Here is a 16074-nt window from a genome sequence, read left to right as displayed (position 1 = left end):
TTTCCCCAGCGGTGATGGCCTAGGTGCAGCACAATACCAGGAGGGCGCACGGGCGGCACAGCTCGGCTGCCCGTTGCTGGAGACGATGGTCTTCGGCCATCCATTCGGTCCCTCCGTTGCATGGCAGCGTGGCTCGGACCTGGGCGTTCATGAGGGCGCTGAACTCGGGCACGCTGGCCGCGGTGTCCTTGAATCGGCGGGGATTAGTCACGAGGGCCCCGATTGGGTTGTGGCGGGATTCCCGGGCGTGGATGGTGGGGTTGTAGGCGGACCAGTCCATCGGCAGTCCGGCGAGGGTTGCCGCTAAGGCGAAGGCGCCGTTGGGTAGGTAGAGTCCTTCGGTGTTCCGCTCGTAGACGTGCTTCCAGTAGTAGATGGAGCGGTCGTCCTGGACGCCGCCACTGAGCACCGGCTGGGCGCACTGTTTGAGGTGGCCATCCTCTCCGGTATGCGCCGCGGTGAACTGTGCGGCCTCCGCTGGCAGGACGTAGACCTTGCCGCCCGCCGCCTGGTTGTCTGTGTGCAGCTTGTACAGGTAGGCAAGGAAGTAGTGGAGGGCACAATCAAAACGGATGCCGGACAGGACCGCGTGGTCGCACTGTCAGACCGGGCCGTCGCCGCTCTTCTGACGTGGCAGTTCCAGCAGGGGCAGGAACGCGAGGCATGAGGAGACGCCTATCAGGACTCGGGCCGCGTGTTCACGTACGAGGACGGCAGCCAGCTCCGCCCGGGCTACCCGTCCAAACTCTTCGAGCTGATGGTGGAGAAGCTGGGCCTCCCGCACATGCGCTTCCATGACCTCCGCCACCTCCACGCGTCTCTAATGCTGGCCTCGGGGCAGGACATGGCCATTGTGTCCAAGACCATGGGACACAGCAACAGCCAGATCACCCGCGACCTGTACGCGCACATGGTGGGAGACGCCGCCCACAACGCTGCGGAAGGTGCGTCCTCACTGCTGCCGATGTCAAAGAAAAGCCAAGGTGTGCTCACAAGTGTGATCACCGGGAAGTAAAAAAGACCCGCCCGCACCTCCGAAGAGATACGAACGGGTCTAAATTCCCCTAGAATCCGGGGCGGTGGCAGATGAGGGATTCGAACCCCCGTAGGCGTTGCCAGCTGATTTACAGTCAGCCCCCTTTGGCCGCTCGGGTAATCTGCCGAACTTCAAAAAGAAGATCACCCCCGGCTGCAGTGTTCAGAACGTCCGTTTCCGGGCCGTTCCGCTTCCAGTAACCGCGGGCAAGACAACTTTACAGAACTTCTGCCGAAACATCGAATCGAGGCTGTAGACCCCTGAAAACGCTGCCAAAAGTGCTGCAATTCCGCGGAAAAACCGGGGACTTAGGCGTCGCCGAGAATCCGTTCGGCCAGCTTGGCCTCGAACTTCACGGCCTGTTCCTCGGTGATCTGGTTCAGCTGGACGGCCCGCAGCAAGTCCGCGTGCACACCGTCCATGCGGGACGAGGCGTCCGGCACCGGGCTGAACACGATGGAGGCAGCGATCGCTGCTGCGGCAACTGAGGTCGCGGCGGTGGCGACGGCGCCGGCGGCTGCGGCGGTGGATCGCGTGACATAACGGACGGCGTTGTGTTGCATGGCTTTCCCTTCGACCTACTTCCAACTCGTTCAACTCTGCGCTGACCGGCTTCGTTCCCGCAGTGCGTCCGCTGTGAGGGAACTGTGAATGCGGAACAAGCCACGGCCGGGGCATCCGTATTAGGCTGGAATGCAGAGATCCACGCCCTGCAGAGCCAATGTCAGGGCAACCACCGGCACAAGGAGAATCATGGCAGGCGAGTCAACGTTCGACGTCGTAAGCAAAGTGGACAAGCAGGAGGTGGCCAACGCGCTGAACCAGGCACAGAAGGAACTGGTCCAGCGCTACGACTTCAAGGGCGTCGGCGCCGAGGTCGACTTCAGCGGCGAGAAGATCCTGATGAAGGCGAACTCGGAGGAACGTGTCCTCGCCGTGCTGGACGTCCTCCAGTCCAAGCTGATCCGCCGCGGCATCTCCCTGAAGTCCCTGGACACCGGCGAGCCTTACCCCTCCGGCAAGGAATTCCGCCTCGAAGCCTCCATCAAGGAAGGCATCGAGCAGGACCTGGCCAAGAAGATCAACAAGCTGATCCGCGATGAGGGCCCCAAGGGCGTCAAATCCCAGATCCAGGGCGACGAACTCCGCGTCTCCTCCAAGTCCCGCGATGACCTGCAGTCCGTCATGGCGCTGCTGAAGGACTTTGACGAGGCGGACCTGCAGTTCGTCAACTTCCGCAGCTAGCGGACCAAGCCCTCGTTTTCGAGGCGCAAAAATTCTGCCGCTGACAAAAGACGCCGGCGCTACCGGAATACGGGCAGCGCCGGCGTTTTTGCGTGTCCCGGGTGAAAGTACGACGGCGGCGCCCGGGTCGGTCAGTCAGCCTCAGTTAAGCGGCCGGCCGGCAATCCGTTCCAGCCGGGCGATCCGCTCCTTCATGGGCGGGTGCGTGGCGAACAACTTGGTCATCGCCCCGCCGCGGAACGGGTTGGCGATCATCAGGTGCGAGGTGTTGACCAGCTTCTGCTCCTGCGGCAGCGGCGCGATCCGGACCCCCTGCTCAATCTTGCGCAGGGCTGAGGCGAGCGCCAGCGGATCTCCGGTGAGCTGCGAACCGTCCTCGTCGGCGTCGTACTCGCGGGTCCTGGAGATGGCGAGCTGGATCAGGGACGCCGCGAACGGTGCCAAAAGGGCCATCGCCAGCATGGCCAGCGGGTTGGAGTTGCGCCGGTCGCCGCCGAAGAACAGCAGCATCTGGCCCACGGATGTGATGACGCCGGCCACCGCGGCTGCCACCGAGGACGTGAGGATGTCCCGGTTGTACACGTGCATCAGCTCGTGCCCCAGGACCCCGCGCAGCTCGCGGGCATCGAGCAGCTGCAGGATCCCTTCGGTGCAGCACACGGCGGCGTTTTTGGGATTCCGGCCGGTGGCGAACGCGTTCGGGTTCATGGTGGGTGAGAGGTAGATGCGAGGCATCGGCTGGTTGGCCCGGACGGAGAGCTCCCGGACAATCTGGTAGAGCTGTGGCGCCTGGGCCTCCGTGACGGGGTAGGCCTGCATGGAACGGATGGCGATCTTGTCGCTGTTCCAGTAGCCGTACGCGGTGGTGGCCACGCCGATGAGGGCCATGATCCAGATGGGCGCTGAGCTCCGGGTATTGATCCCGATCAGTCCGCCCAGGCCCAGGAGCACCGCCCACAGGACGCCGAAGAGCGCCGCAGTTTTCAGGCCGTTGTAATGCTTGTGCACGTCCACTCCTCCACGTCGCCCTGACAAAGTCGCCCTGACAAAGTTGCCCCGACAAGTTGCCCCAACAAGGCATGGCCCTATGGCACCGGGTCGCGGGCATCGTACTGCCGGAAGCCCGGCTGCAGCTGTGCCGCCAGCCAGGCAACCGCGATGCACAAAACCCCGCCCAAGAGCAGGACCCAGCCCTCACTGAGAATCTTAGTCCCGCCGCCTGCCAGCAGGTCACCCACTCGCGGCCCACCGGCCACCACCACAATGAAGACCCCCTGCAGCCGTCCCCGCAGGTGGTCCGGCGCGGCCGCCTGCAGGATGGTGTTGCGGAAAACGGCACTGATGGAGTCTGCGATTCCGGCCAGGGCGCAACACAAAGCCGCCGGGACCAGCCAAACTGTGACCCCGCCGTCGTCCGTCCGTCCTGCCAGGAGCACCACCACACCGAAGCCCGCAATCGAGGCGCCCCAGCCCATCACCGACCACACCACGGCACTCCCCTGCCACCGGACATGGCCGAGCGGCCCCGAAAACAGGCCGGCCAGGAACGCCCCCACCGCGCTGGAGGCCAGCAGGATGCCCACCGTGGTTTCGCCGCCGCCGATCATCAGCGCACCGATGGCGGGCATCAGCGCGCGCGGCTGGGCCAGGATCATGGCCACGAGGTCGATGATGAAGGTCATCCGCAGGTTGGGCCGGGTGCCCAGGAACCGGAACCCCTCGATGACAGACCGGATCCCGGCCCGCCCGGCACTTCCTGAGGGAGGCATGGACGGCAGCCTGAAGACTGCCCAGAGCACAAACGCGAAGCTGATGAAGTCGATGGTGTACGTCCAGCCGAAGCCCACCCACGCCACCAGCACCCCCGCCAGCAGGGGTCCCACCGTCAAGGCCAACCCGAACGACATCATGCTGAGCGCGTTGGCCGCGGGAAGCAGTTCCTTGCGGATAAGCGTGGGGATGATGGCACTGCGGGCCGGCTGGTTGATGGCCTGGGCACCGCTTTGCAGCGCCACCAGGAGGTAGAGAATCCAGACGTTTCCCAGCTGCAGCCAGGACTGCAGCGCGATCAGGCCGGTGGTCAGCCACAGGACAGAGGTTGCCAGGAGCGCCACCGTGCGGCGGTTGTGGGAGTCGGCGATGGAGCCGCCCAGCAGGCCGCCGAACACCAGCGGCACCAGCGCAAACACACCCAGCAGTCCCACATAGAAACTGTCCTGCGTGAGCCGGTATACCTCCAGGCTCACGGCCACCAGCGTGAGCTGGCTCCCCACGGCCGAGACGGCGGAACCCAGCCAGAGCCGGCGGAAGGCCGGGCTCTCCCGGAGCGGTGTGATATCGGCCAGCAGTTTCCCCACCCTGCAACCCTAATGGCGCAGCTATCTTCCTGGACCGTGTCGCGCCGGTCGGGGAAGCCGAGGGACCCGCCGTCAGCTGGACAGCGACGAACGCGGGGTCGTGAGGCAGAAGTTTCGAATCTCCTTGCTGAATGCCTCCGGGTTTTCCAGATTGCTCACGTGCCCTGCCTTGGGGATGAGCGCAAGCCGTGAGCCGGCAATCTCCTTGAGCAGCGCGTGGGCAACAGCGATCGGCGATCGTTCGTCCGACTCACCCCACAGCAGCAGCGTGGGAACGGTTATTGTCGGCAGGATGTTCCGGGTGTCCACAGCGGATGCCATGGCCATCAGCCGGAAGCCGGAGGGGTGGAAGCCGCGCATGATGCCCGCCAATTCCTCGAAGGCTTGCGGGTTCGGGGAACGGCTGAACATCGATGGAAGATACTTCGCTACAAAGTCCTCCGGCGGCAACGAAGCATCCCGAAGGCAGGCGGCTAGTCGCTCCTGGGGAATGGGCTGGGGAAGTGAGCCTTCCCATCCGGCGTAGGTGCCGGCCAGGATCAGCGACTCCACGAACGGGGAGTGACGCCTGTAGAACTCCTGCGCTAGAATCCCTCCCCAGGACAGGCCAGCGATGTGCGCCCGTTCAAGCCCGACAGAACTGAGGCAAGCCGCAAGGCAATCCGCCCAGTCCGCCAGTCCATAGGGGTCCGGAGGATCGGAGGAGCGGCCTGCACCGGGAGCGTCCCAGGCGAACACTGTGAACTGCCCCTTCAGGGCCTCGATCTGAGGCCTCCACATGCGTGAATCGATTGAAAAGCCATGCAACAGCACCAGCGCCGGCCCCTCGCCGACCCGTTCGTAGGCCACCGAGAGGCCTTTCACGTCAACGCGAAACACCTTGTCACCGGTTCATAGCTAGCCGAGGCGGAGCCCATATGGTCAGTGTAGGCCCGTCGGGCCATGCGCTTGGTATCCTCAGGCGGGGGAAAGGAGTCGGCTTATGCATGTGTCCAGGCGGCTGCTTTTTGCCTCGGCTTTCTGGGAGGTTGCCCGGCCCCGGACCGCCCTGAACGCCGGCCATCTCCTGATCAGGCTCACGAATCCGGCCATGGCGTTCGATCTCCGCTCCGCCACCGACTGGCTCCATTGCCACAACACCGCCCGGCAGGCCCTCGCCGAAGTTCTGGGTGCCGGCCGCTGCACCGTGGTGTTTGCGCACCAGTGGCACCCCATCGGCGCGGCCATCGGCGAACCGGAAGCGGAATCCTCCACGCCCACGTTCCACGTCTTCGGGCGCTGGGACGCCGAGCCGGTCACGCCCGGCGAACAGCTGCGCCTTCCCGTTCAGCGCAGGCTGCCGGCCGCAGCGGAAGAGCTCAAAGAGTACGACGGCGGCCTCCGCACCGCCCTGCGCCGGCTGGCTGTTGCGCGCCCGCCAGAACCCGTCCCGCCGGTGGACGGCACCCTCCCGGAACTCACTGCCAGGACCCCGAATTTCAAGGCCGGGGCGCACCACACCGTGCTCGCGCCGGCGTTGCCGCCGGCGTCGGGCGGTCCCGGCCTGACACCCGGCCACCTGCTGGCGCTGGCCGCCGCCGTCGAGGGCCTGGCAACCCGCCCCGGCGTCACCGGGCTGAGCTGCGTGGTGCCGGAACCCGGACCCGGCGGCCTGGAAGTCCATGCCATGGGCCGCTCGGCAGGAGAATCCCGCAACCCCATGCAGGAATTCCTGGACCTGCCGAAGGTAAGCCAAGCCTTATTGTGATCGACTCATAATAAGTGCTTCAATAGAAGCATGACGGAACACTTTGGCGGCCACGATGCATGGGCTGCCGCCCTGCGTGCCCACGGCCGCCGGGTGACCAAACAGCGGCTCGCCGTGCTGACCGCTGTCGAACATCATCCGCACTCCCCTGCGGAGAGCATCCTGGCCGCCGCGCGCACCGAACTTCCGGAGCTGACCGCGCAATCGGTATACGTGGTCCTCGGCGACCTGACCGATCTGCACATGCTGCGCCGCTTCGAGCCACCGCATTCCCCCGCCCTGTACGAGACCCGCGTCGGTGACAACCACCACCACGCCATCTGCATCAGCTGCGGCCGCGTGGAGGACGTCGAATGCGCCGTCGGGCACGCGCCCTGCCTCACGCCGCACTGGGATGAGAACTCCAAGCCGATGACCATCCAGATCGCCGACGTGATGTACCAGGGCATCTGCCAGGACTGCCAGGCGTCCCAAAAACTTCCTTCTAGAACGTCCCAAGTAATCGAGAAATAGGAGAAAAATGACTGCGAACATCTCTACAACCCAGTCCGGCGCGCCCGTCACTTCCGACGCGCACGCACAGTCCGTCGGCGCCGACGGCGCCATCATCCTGACGGACCACTACCTGATCGAAAAGCTCGCCCAGTTCAACCGCGAGCGCGTGCCGGAGCGCGTAGTGCACGCCAAGGGCGGCGGCGCGTTCGGTACGTTCAAGGCCACCTCGGACATCTCCAAGTACACCAAGGCCGCGTTCCTGCAGCCGGGCGTTGAAACCGAGATGCTGATCCGCTTCTCCTCCGTCGCCGGCGAGAACGGCTCCCCGGACACTTGGCGCGACCCCCGCGGTTTCGCCGTCAAGTTCTACACCTCCGAGGGCAACTACGACCTCGTGGGCAACAACACCCCGGTCTTCTTCATCCGCGACGGCATCAAGTTCCCGGACTTCATCCACTCCCAGAAGCGCCTCCCGGGCACCCACCTGCGCGACGCCGACATGCAGTGGGACTTCTGGACCCTGTCCCCCGAGTCCGCACACCAGGTCACCTGGCTTATGGGCGACCGCGGCCTGCCGGCCTCCTGGCGTGAAATGCAGGGCTACGGCTCGCACACCTACCAGTGGATCAACGCCGAGGGCGAGCGCTTCTGGGTCAAGTACCACTTCAAGTCCAACCAGGGCGTCAAGACCATCTCCGGCGACCAGGCTGAAGAGCTGGCCGGCTCGGACGCGGACTTCTACATCCGCGACCTGCAGGACAACATCGCCGAGGGCAACTTCCCATCCTGGGAACTGCACGTCCAGGTCATGCCGTACGAAGATGCCAAGGGCTACCGCTTCAACCCGTTCGACCTCACCAAGGTGTGGCCGCACTCGGACTACCCGCTGATCCACGTGGGAACCATGGAGCTGAACAAGAACCCGGAGAACTACTTCGCGCAGATCGAGCAGGCCACCTTCGCGCCGTCGAACTTCGTGCCGGGCATCGCCGCTTCCCCGGACAAGATGCTGCAGGCCCGCATCTTCTCCTACGCGGACGCACACCGCTACCGCGTGGGCACCAACCACGCCCAGATCCCGGTGAACCAGCCCAAGAACCAGGTCAACAACTACAGCCAGGACGGCGCCGGGCGTTACCACTTCAACGCCCCCTCCGTACCGGTTTACGCCCCCAACTCCTTCAACGGCCCTGCAGCCGTTGAGCCGGCATCCCCGGCCGGCGGCTGGGAGAACGACGGCGAGCTCACGCTCTCCGCACACTCCCTGCACGCCGAGGACGGCGACTTCGGCCAGGCCGGCACGCTGTACCGCGAGGTGTTCGACGACGGCGCCAAGGCCCGCCTGCTGGACACCATCACCGGTGCTGTGGGCGGCGTGAAGCACGCCGAGATCAAGGAACGCGCCATCCAGTACTGGACCAACGTGGACGCCGAACTCGGCGCCAAGCTGCGCGCCAACCTGGGCGCGGGCTCCACTGACTCCGACGCCGAGGCTGCCAACAAGATCGGCTAGTTCTTCTGCCCCTGTGGTGCAACGCCCGCCCCGTCACGGTTTTCCGTGGCGGGGCGGTCTTGTTTCCACGCATCTCTTGTTCCACACAGCTCTTGTTCCACATAGCTCCTGTTTCCACATAGGTGCCTGCCGCTCTGGCCGGGGCTGCCCGGCTGTCCCTAGGATCACTGCATGAGTACATTCCAGGGCATCCCTGCAGGGGCATTCACTTTCTATGCCGAACTTGAGCACAACAACAACCGGGAGTGGTGGCTGGAGCACAAGGACAGCTACAACACCCTGGTGCGGGTCCCGGTCACGGCGCTCCTGGCCGAACTGGAGCCGCGGTTCGGGCCAGGCAAGATCTTCCGGCCCAACCGGGACATCAGGTTCTCCCAGGACAAATCCCCCTACAAGACTGCCCAGGGAGCATTCGCGTCGTCCCAGGAAGGTGTGGGGTATTACGTCCAGGTGAGCGCCGACGGGCTGCTGGTGGGCGGCGGCTGCCACACCAGCACACCGGCCCAGCTGGCCCGCTTCCGGAACTCCGTGGATGCGTCCGGCACCGGCGAATCGCTGCGGCACATCGTGGAGACCGTGGCTGCCGCGGGCTTTGCGGTGGAGGGCGAAAAACTCAAGACCGTGCCGCGCGGTTTCGACACGGACCATCCCCGGGCGGAGCTGCTGAAGCACAAGTCGCTGTCCGCCGGCATCGAGCTGGGCCAGCCGGAGTGGCTGGATTCGCCGGCGGCGGTGCAGGAAATCGAGGCGCTGTGGGACAAGCTGCGGCCCTTGGTGGACTGGGTGGGCCGGCATGCGGCCCCGTGACGCCGTACTTCCTGTAGATGGGATCGCTCCCTATACGTGGGATAATTGGGGGCATGGAAGCTAATCCCGCAGGGGCCCGCACGCTGGAGCGCGGACTCAGCCTGCTCGACCACGTCGCTGCGGGCGCCCACCGGCTCGAGGACATCACCCAGGCCTCGGGTCTCAGCCGCTCGGCGACCCACCGCATGCTGACCACACTCGTGGCCGGCCGGTACCTCAGCCAGCAGCCGGACCACAGTTACCACCTGGGCATCAAACTACTGGAGCTCGGCACCAAGGCGGAGGCAAAGATCAGCCTCCCCGACACCGTGCAGACCATCCTCGCCGGGATCGCCAAGACCACGCAGGACACCACGCACCTGGGCATCCTCAGCGGCGACGATGTCCTGTACCTGGCCAAGGCCCGCGGCCATCGCGGCATTGAAATGGCGTCCCGCCCCGGGGCACGGTTGCGGGCGCAGAACACCGCCATGGGCAAGGCACTGCTGGCAGCCCAGTATGGAAATGACGAGGCCGTCCGCGCCTTCGATACCGCGGCAATCGCCACACCCCGATCCATTCAGGATGTTGACGCGTTCCGGGCGGTGCTGGACCGGGCCAGGGCGGACGGCTACGCGCTGGATGACCAGGAGAACGAACTCGGCATCACCTGTGTTGCCATCGCCATCCCGGACCTGCTCGGCAGAGTCGCGGCCGCTGTCTCCATCTCAGCCCCCAGCGTACACATGACCCCGGAACGGATTCAATCACTCGTGGCGCTGCTCCAGGACGTGCAGCCTGAGCTCAGCCGCTGCCTGCCGCCAGGATTTGAAAGGGCCTGGATCTAGCGCCCACGCGCCGATCCAGGCCCTTTCCGCCGGCCCCTCTACGGGACCAGCTCCCCCCTACGGGACCAGTTCCGGCTGACGGGTTCAACCCCGGCTCAGCGTGCCACCGGTTCCGTGGCGTCCAGCATGGCCAGCTCGTGCCGGCGCGGCATGCCTTCCCAGTCGCCGGGCACCAGGCAGGCAAAGGCTCCCGTGCGGACCGCGGTCAGCAGCCTCTCCTGCACCGAGGCCCCGGCCAAGAGGTCCGAGATGTAGCCGGCCACAAAGGCGTCGCCGGCCCCCACGGTGTCGATGGCGTTGACGCGGACGGCGTCCTGCACGTATTCCACCCCGTCGATCACGGCGGCACAGCCCGCGGCTCCCCGCTTGATGACAGCCTGGCCCGGCCCGAGGGCGGCGACCCGGCGGGCAAGCTCCAGGGAGTCGTCGGACTTTCCTACCGCGATGGCGGCTTCGTCGTCCCCGGCGAACACGATGTCCGCCTGGGCAATGATGTTCCGGAAAACGTCACGGGCGTCGTCGGCGGACCACAGCGCGGCGCGGTAGTTGAGGTCGAACGAGACATGGACGCCTGCTTCACGGGCAACGTCCAGGGCATATTGCGCCGCCCGGGCTGCCTCCGGCGAAAGTGCGGGCGTGATGCCCGTGAGGTGCAGCAGCCGGGCGTTGGAAATCCGCTCAGCCGGGATGTCCTCCCGGGACAGCCGGGAGCCCGCGCTTCCGGCCCGGTAGTACCAGACCTTGAGCTGGTCCATGGTGCGCCGCTCTTTGATCATGAGGCCGGTGGGTGCCGACTCGTCGCGCAGCGGGTCAACGACGATGCCCTCGGCGGCGAGCTCCCGCAGGACGAGTTCGCCGAGGCTGTCGTTGCCGACGCGTCCCACCCAGGTCACCGAGGTGCCCAGGCGCCGCAGCGCAATGGCAAAGTTGCTCTCGGAGCCGCCCATGCCCAGGCTGAGCGAGGACACCTGGGCCAGCGGGCCGGGCGTCTCGGCCTTCATCAGGCCCATCGTTTCGCCGAGGGTCACGACGTCGGTGAAGGTCACCGGGCACCCCTCGCCTGGACGGCGTCCGCCACCACGGAGCTGAGCTGCCGGGCGCGGGCGGTGAGGGCGGCGAGGTCGCCGCCGGAGAACGCATCACGGAGCAGCGGTCCGCCCAGGCTGACGGCAAGCGCCCCGGCGGCGATCCAGTCCGCGGCGTCATCGATGCCGATGCCGCCGGACGGAATGACCCGCATGTCCGGAAAGGGCCCGCGCAGCTGCCCGATGTAGCCCGGGCCCACGGTGGAGGCGGGAAACAGCTTCACGGCCGTTGCCCCCGCCTGCATGCCGGTCAGCAGTTCGGTGGGCGTCAGCCCGCCGGGGAACACCGGAACGCCGGCCGCAACCGCAGCGCGGATCACGTCCGTCACCATGGCGGGTGTCACCAGGTAGTCCGCGCCGCCGTCGAGCGCCTGCGCGGCCTGGTCACCGGAGGTGACGGTGCCGACGCCGATTTCCGCGTCCGCGCCGAACTGCCGTTTGATGTCCGGCAGGAAGTCGAAGACACCATCGGTGCTGAGGGTCAGTTCGATGGACCGGACGCCGCCCCTGACCAGGGCGTCGATGACCGGCGCGTATTCCCGGGCATGCCGGGCGCGGAGGACGGCCACCACAGGGTTCTCCTGCAGGATGGCGGAAACGGGAGGGCTCTGCAGATCGCTCATCGCGCCAGCCACCCGCCGTCGACCGGCAGTACAACGCCGTGGATGTAGTCCGCGGCCGGGGAGGCCAGGAACACCACGGCGCCGGCGAGGTCGCCACCGGTGCCCCAGCGTGCCGCCGGGATCCGCACGGAGATTTGTTCATGGCGCTGACTGTCCGCCAACAGGGCCTCGTTCATGTCAGTGGCGATATAGCCCGGGGCAACCGCGTTGACGTTCACGCCGCGGGGCGCCCATTCGTTGCACAACGCCTTGGTCAGCTGCGCCACGGCGCCCTTCGACGCCGCGTAGGCCGGAACCCGCAGGCCACCCTGGAACGTGAGGAGGGAGGCCATGTTGATGATCTTCCCGCCACCGCGTTCCACCATCGGGGTGCCGAAGCCCTGGCACAGCTGGAAGACGGCGCGGGTGTTGATGGCCATCACGCGGTCGAAGTCGGACAGCGGGAACTCGGTCGCGTCGTGCCGGATCTGGGTTCCTGCGTTGTTGACCAGGATGTCGATCTGGCGTCCCGCGAGGGTTTCCGCTGTGGCGGCGGCCACGGACTCTTCGCTGGCCAGGTCCACGTGGACTGCAGCGGCGCTGACGCCTGCCTTTTCCGCAGCGACTGCCAGTTCCGGGGCCAAGGGGCCGCGCTGGAGTGCCACAACGCTGGCGCCGGCGTTGACCAGCCCGAGGGCAATGCCCAGGCCGATCCCGCGCGAGGCGCCGGTTACGGCTGCGGTTTTGCCGCTGAGGTCAAACGGCGATTTCTCTGCTGTGTGGTTCATGAGCTTTCCTGGGTTCTCGCGGCGGGCGCCGCGGCTGGACTGACAAAGACTTTGAGGACGCGTCCGGATGCCATCGCCTGGTCAAAGGCCTGGCGGGTGTCCTCCAGGGCGAACACCTGGGTGGGTATGCGGTCCAGCCCCAGCTCACGGCTTTCGATGAGTTCCACCGCGCGTTCCACGGCCGCCCGGGTGTAGACCCGGACGCCCACGACGGTGTTTTCGGCGAAGGTCAGGGCCTGGAGGTCGAGTTCGACTGGCTTTTTGTAGACGCCCACCAGGACGATGGTGCCGCGCACGCGGACGGCACGGGGCAGCATCGCGGCGACCGAGGGGTGGGCGGCGGAGTCGAAGACGATGTCCGCGCCGTCCCCTCCCGTGGCGGCAACGATTGCCTGGACGGGGTCCTCCCCGGGTGCCACCGTGGCGAACCCGAGTTCTTCGGCCACCTGGCGGCGGGCCTCCGAGGGTTCCGAAACGAGGACGCTGCCGGCTCCCTGGTGGCGTGCCACCAGGGCCGTCAGGATGCCGATGGGCCCGGCGCCGAAGATCACCACCCGTTCCCCGCCGGTCAGGCCGGCCCGGGATACGGCGTGGACGGCGACGGCCAGGGGTTCGGCGAGGGCCGCCTCCTGGAGGGGCACGGCGATGCTGACCGGGATGAGCGCAGTGGCTGGCAGGGCTACGTATTCGGCGAGGGAGCCTGCGACGTCGATCCCGTACAGTTTCAGCGCCCGGCAGACGTGGGTGTCTCCGCCGCTGCACGGGTGGCATTCGCCGCAGTGGATGAGGGGCTCCACGGTGACCCGGGTGCCCGCTGCCGGGCCGGTCTCCGCCGCGACCTCCACGATGCCGGTGATCTCGTGGCCCATGACCAGGGGAGCTTCGGCGCGGGGGTGCGTTCCGTGCAGGATGGAAAAATCGGAGCCGCACAGTCCGGTCATTTCCGTCCGGACCAGGGCCCAGCCGGCGGGGATTTCCGGCACGGGCAGCTGCCGCGGTTCGATCGTGTCCGGCGCCGTCCACACGGCGGCGCGCATGGTGCTGTTCAGGAGTTCTACGCTCACACCAGCACCCCTGCGTTCATCACGTTGCGCGGCATACGTCCGGCGCAGACCTCGAGGACGTTTTCGATGGTGCGGCGCTTCAGTTCCGCATAGGATTCCTCGCTGTACCAGGCGGCGTGCGGTGTGAGCACGGCGTTTTCGCAGCCGATCAGCGGGCTGGTCAGGGCCAGCGGTTCCTCTTCGAAGACGTCCAGCCCGGCGCCGTAGAGCTGGCCGCTGGCCAGGGCGTCGGCAACCGCAGCGGTGTCCACCACTCCCCCGCGGCAAGTGTTGACCAGCACAGCGCCGCGTTTCATCTGCGCGAGCACGCCGGCGTTGATCAAGTGATGCGTATGGGAGTTGAGCGGAACGTGGAGGGACACCACATCAGCGCGGGAAATCACTTCCTCAAACCCGACGACGGCGACTCCATCCGCCGTCGTCGTACCGATTTCAGCCAGCGGGTCAGATCCGATCACCGTGTAGCCCAGGCCCTTGGCCTTGCGCGCGGTGGCCGCGCCGATCAGTCCCAGGCCCACCACGCCGAACACCCTGGTGGACATCCGGTGCAGGGGCTGGACGGGGAGCAGCGAGTGTTCCCCGCGCCGCATGCCGCGGTCCAGCCGGGTGATTCCGCGGGCCAGGCTGACGGCCAGGGCAATGGCGTGGTCGCTGACATCCTCGGTGCCGTAGTCCGGCACATTGCAGACGGCGACGCCGCGGGCGGTGGCCGCCTCGACGTCGAGGGTGTCCACGCCCACGCCGTAGCGGCCGATCGCCTTCAGCTGCGGCAGGGCCGCGAGGACGCGGTCCGTGATGGGGGCGTACTGGACCACGATGGCGTCGGCGCCGGCAGCGGCGGCAATAACGTCCTCCTCGGTCCGGCACTGGGCAAGGACCAGTTCCACACCGGCGGCGTCGGCAACGGCCTGCTCGATGGCGATGGAGTCGTGGTCGCAGTCGGTGATGACAATGCGGGTGGGCGTGGCTGGCATTACTTGGCGTCCTCTTCTGTGAGCAGGTCACGATCGACGGTTTCGGGGGCTTTGATGGTGGTGACGAGGCTGATGCCCATCATGGCCATCATGTAGAGGGCGACGGGGATCCAGGAGCCGCTGAACGCGGTGACCAGCGCCGAGCAGATGAGCGGGGCGATGCCGCCGCCGAAGACGGAGGAGAACTCCCGGCCCAGGGCGACGCCGGCGTAGCGGTAGCGGGAGCCGAAGAGCTCGGGGAAGTACGCTGCCTGGACGCCCACGGAGCCCTGCGCGGCGAAGATGAAGCCGAGCACGATCACCAGCGAGATCAGGAACAGGTTTCCGGTGTTCAGCAGCAGGAAGGCCGGGACGGGGAAGACAAACAGGAATGCCGTGATGATGAGGTACATCCGGCGGCGGCCGAAGCGGTCGGAGAGCGTGCCGAAGGCGTAGGCCGAGACGCAGGCGAAGAGCGCGCCCACCAGCAGGACCTTGGGAATGAACGTCGCGTCAATCTTGAGCTGCGTGATCAGGTAGGAGCCCAGGAAGACCTGGAAGATGTACGAGTGCGCGTTGGCGCCCACGTTCATAAAGAAGACCCGGAACAGGCCCGCACGGCCGTTCTTGACGACGTCGGCCACGGGGGTGGCGCGGACGGCGCCGGCGATCTCTTCCTTCATTTCCTCAAAGACCGGTGATTCCTTCAGCTTGCGGCGGATCACGTAGGCGGCGATGGTGACGAAGATCGACGAGAAGAACACAAGCCGCCAGCCGTAGGCTTCGAGTGCTTCAGTGGGCATCAGCTGGACCAGGATCCAGACGACGGCGCCCATCGCGGTGCCGGCGGCGGCACCAACGAAGACGAGCGAGGCATAGCGTCCGCGGCTGCCCTTGGGCGCAGTTTCCGCCACCAGGACCACGCCGCCCGCCTGTTCAGCGCCGGCGCCGAATCCCTGGAGGAAGCGGCAGGCAACCAGCAGCACCGGGGCCCAGATGCCCGCCTGCTCGTAGGTGGGCAGCAGGCCGATGGCGAAGGTGGCGATGCCCATCAGGAAGAGCGTGGCAACCAGCACCCACTTGCGTCCCAGCCGGTCACCGTACTTGGAGAAGAAGAGGCCGCCGAGGGGGCGTGCCCCGAAGCCAACGGCGTAGGCACCGAACGCGGCGATGATGCCGATGGCGGGGTCGATGTTCGGGAAGAAGATCTTGTTGAAGATGATCGCCGATGCGGTTCCGTAGATCACAAAGTCGTACTGCTCAAGCGCGGTGCCGATCAGGCCGGCCCATGCGGCCCTGCGGACGGGCCCTTTGTCGGTGGCCCCGGAGGACACCTCATTGCCTTCGGGGTCGAGGACCGCCGATTTACTGCGAACAACATCGTTCTCAGCCACAGTTCACCATTTCTCTTTGGTGCCGAAGCACATTCCGATTATCGGGACGACATCCCGAAAACTTCAAGCACGACTATATAGGTCTTATCGGCCAGATCACAAAAGGCGGGTTAAACGGCAGAGGCACCCTGCCACCAAAGGGGTGGACGGGTGCCTCTGCC

17 protein-coding genes, 1 tRNA gene and 1 pseudogene are annotated in these 16074 nt (G+C 66.4%); 7 read left to right on the top strand and 12 right to left on the bottom strand.

Going from position 1 to position 16074, the window contains the following annotated elements:
- Positions 1–19 precede the first annotated feature (19 nt).
- Positions 20–409, bottom strand: a complete 390-nt coding sequence (locus AU252_RS16315) for a hypothetical protein (RefSeq protein WP_058931631.1) — start codon at positions 407–409, stop codon at positions 20–22.
- Between the two features lie 39 nt (positions 410–448).
- Between AU252_RS16315 and AU252_RS24640 the strand changes: the two are divergent.
- Positions 449–1015, top strand: a pseudogene (locus AU252_RS24640) (site-specific integrase).
- A 65-nt stretch (positions 1016–1080) separates the two neighbouring features.
- On the opposite strand, the gene AU252_RS16300 reads toward AU252_RS24640, so the two are convergent.
- Both AU252_RS16300 and AU252_RS16295 read right to left on the bottom strand, forming a co-directional pair.
- Positions 1081–1162, bottom strand: a tRNA-Tyr gene (locus AU252_RS16300).
- 182 nt (positions 1163–1344) lie between these two features.
- Entirely contained in the window at positions 1345–1599 is a 255-nt protein-coding gene (locus tag AU252_RS16295) for a hypothetical protein (protein WP_058931628.1), read from the bottom strand.
- Between the two features lie 190 nt (positions 1600–1789).
- Here AU252_RS16295 and AU252_RS16290 point away from each other — a divergent pair, with 190 nt between their 5' ends.
- Complete coding sequence (locus AU252_RS16290) at positions 1790–2281, top strand: YajQ family cyclic di-GMP-binding protein (RefSeq protein WP_056344649.1); 492 nt, start codon at positions 1790–1792, stop codon at positions 2279–2281.
- 141 nt (positions 2282–2422) lie between these two features.
- Here AU252_RS16290 and htpX read toward each other — a convergent pair whose 3' ends face one another.
- The 3 genes from htpX to AU252_RS16275 form a co-directional block, all read right to left on the bottom strand.
- A complete protein-coding gene (gene htpX / locus AU252_RS16285) occupies positions 2423–3289 on the bottom strand; it encodes a zinc metalloprotease HtpX (RefSeq protein ID WP_058931627.1) in 867 nt (288 codons plus the stop codon).
- Positions 3290–3366: 77 nt separating this feature from the next.
- Positions 3367–4638, bottom strand: coding sequence for an MFS transporter (locus tag AU252_RS16280; RefSeq protein WP_058931626.1), 1272 nt, complete (start codon positions 4636–4638; stop codon positions 3367–3369).
- 72 nt (positions 4639–4710) lie between these two features.
- Positions 4711–5502, bottom strand: coding sequence for an alpha/beta fold hydrolase (locus AU252_RS16275; RefSeq protein ID WP_205630587.1), 792 nt, complete (start codon positions 5500–5502; stop codon positions 4711–4713).
- Between the two features lie 118 nt (positions 5503–5620).
- On the opposite strand from AU252_RS16275, the gene AU252_RS16270 reads away from it, so the two are divergent.
- The 5 genes from AU252_RS16270 (at position 5621) to AU252_RS16250 (ending at position 10027) form a co-directional block, all read left to right on the top strand.
- Entirely contained in the window at positions 5621–6385 is a 765-nt protein-coding gene (locus AU252_RS16270; RefSeq protein WP_058931624.1) for a hypothetical protein, read from the top strand.
- A 30-nt stretch (positions 6386–6415) separates the two neighbouring features.
- The gene (locus AU252_RS16265) at positions 6416–6898 is read left to right on the top strand and encodes a Fur family transcriptional regulator (protein ID WP_058931623.1); all 483 of its coding nucleotides are present in this window, start codon (positions 6416–6418) and stop codon (positions 6896–6898) included.
- 7 nt (positions 6899–6905) lie between these two features.
- A complete protein-coding gene (locus AU252_RS16260) occupies positions 6906–8393 on the top strand; it encodes a catalase (protein WP_058931622.1) in 1488 nt (495 codons plus the stop codon).
- 171 nt (positions 8394–8564) lie between these two features.
- Positions 8565–9200, top strand: a complete 636-nt coding sequence (locus tag AU252_RS16255) for a DUF2461 domain-containing protein (protein WP_058931621.1) — start codon at positions 8565–8567, stop codon at positions 9198–9200.
- A gap of 53 nt (positions 9201–9253) precedes the next feature.
- Complete coding sequence (locus AU252_RS16250) at positions 9254–10027, top strand: IclR family transcriptional regulator (RefSeq protein WP_058931620.1); 774 nt, start codon at positions 9254–9256, stop codon at positions 10025–10027.
- Positions 10028–10122: 95 nt separating this feature from the next.
- On the opposite strand, the gene AU252_RS16245 is transcribed toward AU252_RS16250, so the two are convergent.
- Genes AU252_RS16245 through AU252_RS16220 form a run of 6 tightly spaced genes read right to left on the bottom strand, consistent with a single transcriptional unit; the run spans position 10123 to position 15913 of the window.
- The gene (locus AU252_RS16245; protein WP_240484210.1) at positions 10123–11073 is read right to left on the bottom strand and encodes a sugar kinase; all 951 of its coding nucleotides are present in this window, start codon (positions 11071–11073) and stop codon (positions 10123–10125) included.
- Positions 11070–11735 carry a bifunctional 4-hydroxy-2-oxoglutarate aldolase/2-dehydro-3-deoxy-phosphogluconate aldolase gene (locus AU252_RS16240; RefSeq protein WP_058931619.1) on the bottom strand — a complete coding sequence of 222 codons (666 nt, stop codon included), beginning with the start codon at positions 11733–11735 and terminating at the stop codon, positions 11070–11072. The genes AU252_RS16245 and AU252_RS16240 overlap by 4 nt, the downstream gene beginning before the upstream one ends.
- Complete coding sequence (locus AU252_RS16235; protein ID WP_058931618.1) at positions 11732–12502, bottom strand: SDR family oxidoreductase; 771 nt, start codon at positions 12500–12502, stop codon at positions 11732–11734. The genes AU252_RS16240 and AU252_RS16235 overlap by 4 nt, the downstream gene beginning before the upstream one ends.
- Positions 12499–13566 carry a zinc-dependent alcohol dehydrogenase gene (locus AU252_RS16230; RefSeq protein ID WP_240484209.1) on the bottom strand — a complete coding sequence of 356 codons (1068 nt, stop codon included), beginning with the start codon at positions 13564–13566 and terminating at the stop codon, positions 12499–12501. The genes AU252_RS16235 and AU252_RS16230 overlap by 4 nt, the downstream gene beginning before the upstream one ends.
- Positions 13563–14540 carry a C-terminal binding protein gene (locus AU252_RS16225; RefSeq protein WP_058931617.1) on the bottom strand — a complete coding sequence of 326 codons (978 nt, stop codon included), beginning with the start codon at positions 14538–14540 and terminating at the stop codon, positions 13563–13565. The genes AU252_RS16230 and AU252_RS16225 overlap by 4 nt, the downstream gene beginning before the upstream one ends.
- A complete protein-coding gene (locus AU252_RS16220) occupies positions 14540–15913 on the bottom strand; it encodes an MFS transporter (protein ID WP_240484208.1) in 1374 nt (457 codons plus the stop codon). Before AU252_RS16220 ends, AU252_RS16225 begins: the two co-directional genes overlap by 1 nt.
- Between the last annotated feature and the right edge of the window lie 161 nt (positions 15914–16074).

It is taken from the genome of Pseudarthrobacter sulfonivorans (genome assembly GCF_001484605.1).
Lineage (GTDB): Bacteria > Actinomycetota > Actinomycetes > Actinomycetales > Micrococcaceae > Arthrobacter > Arthrobacter sulfonivorans_A.
The sequence above is the reverse complement of the archived record's forward strand: the minus strand, read 5'-3'. Positions and strand labels throughout refer to the sequence as shown.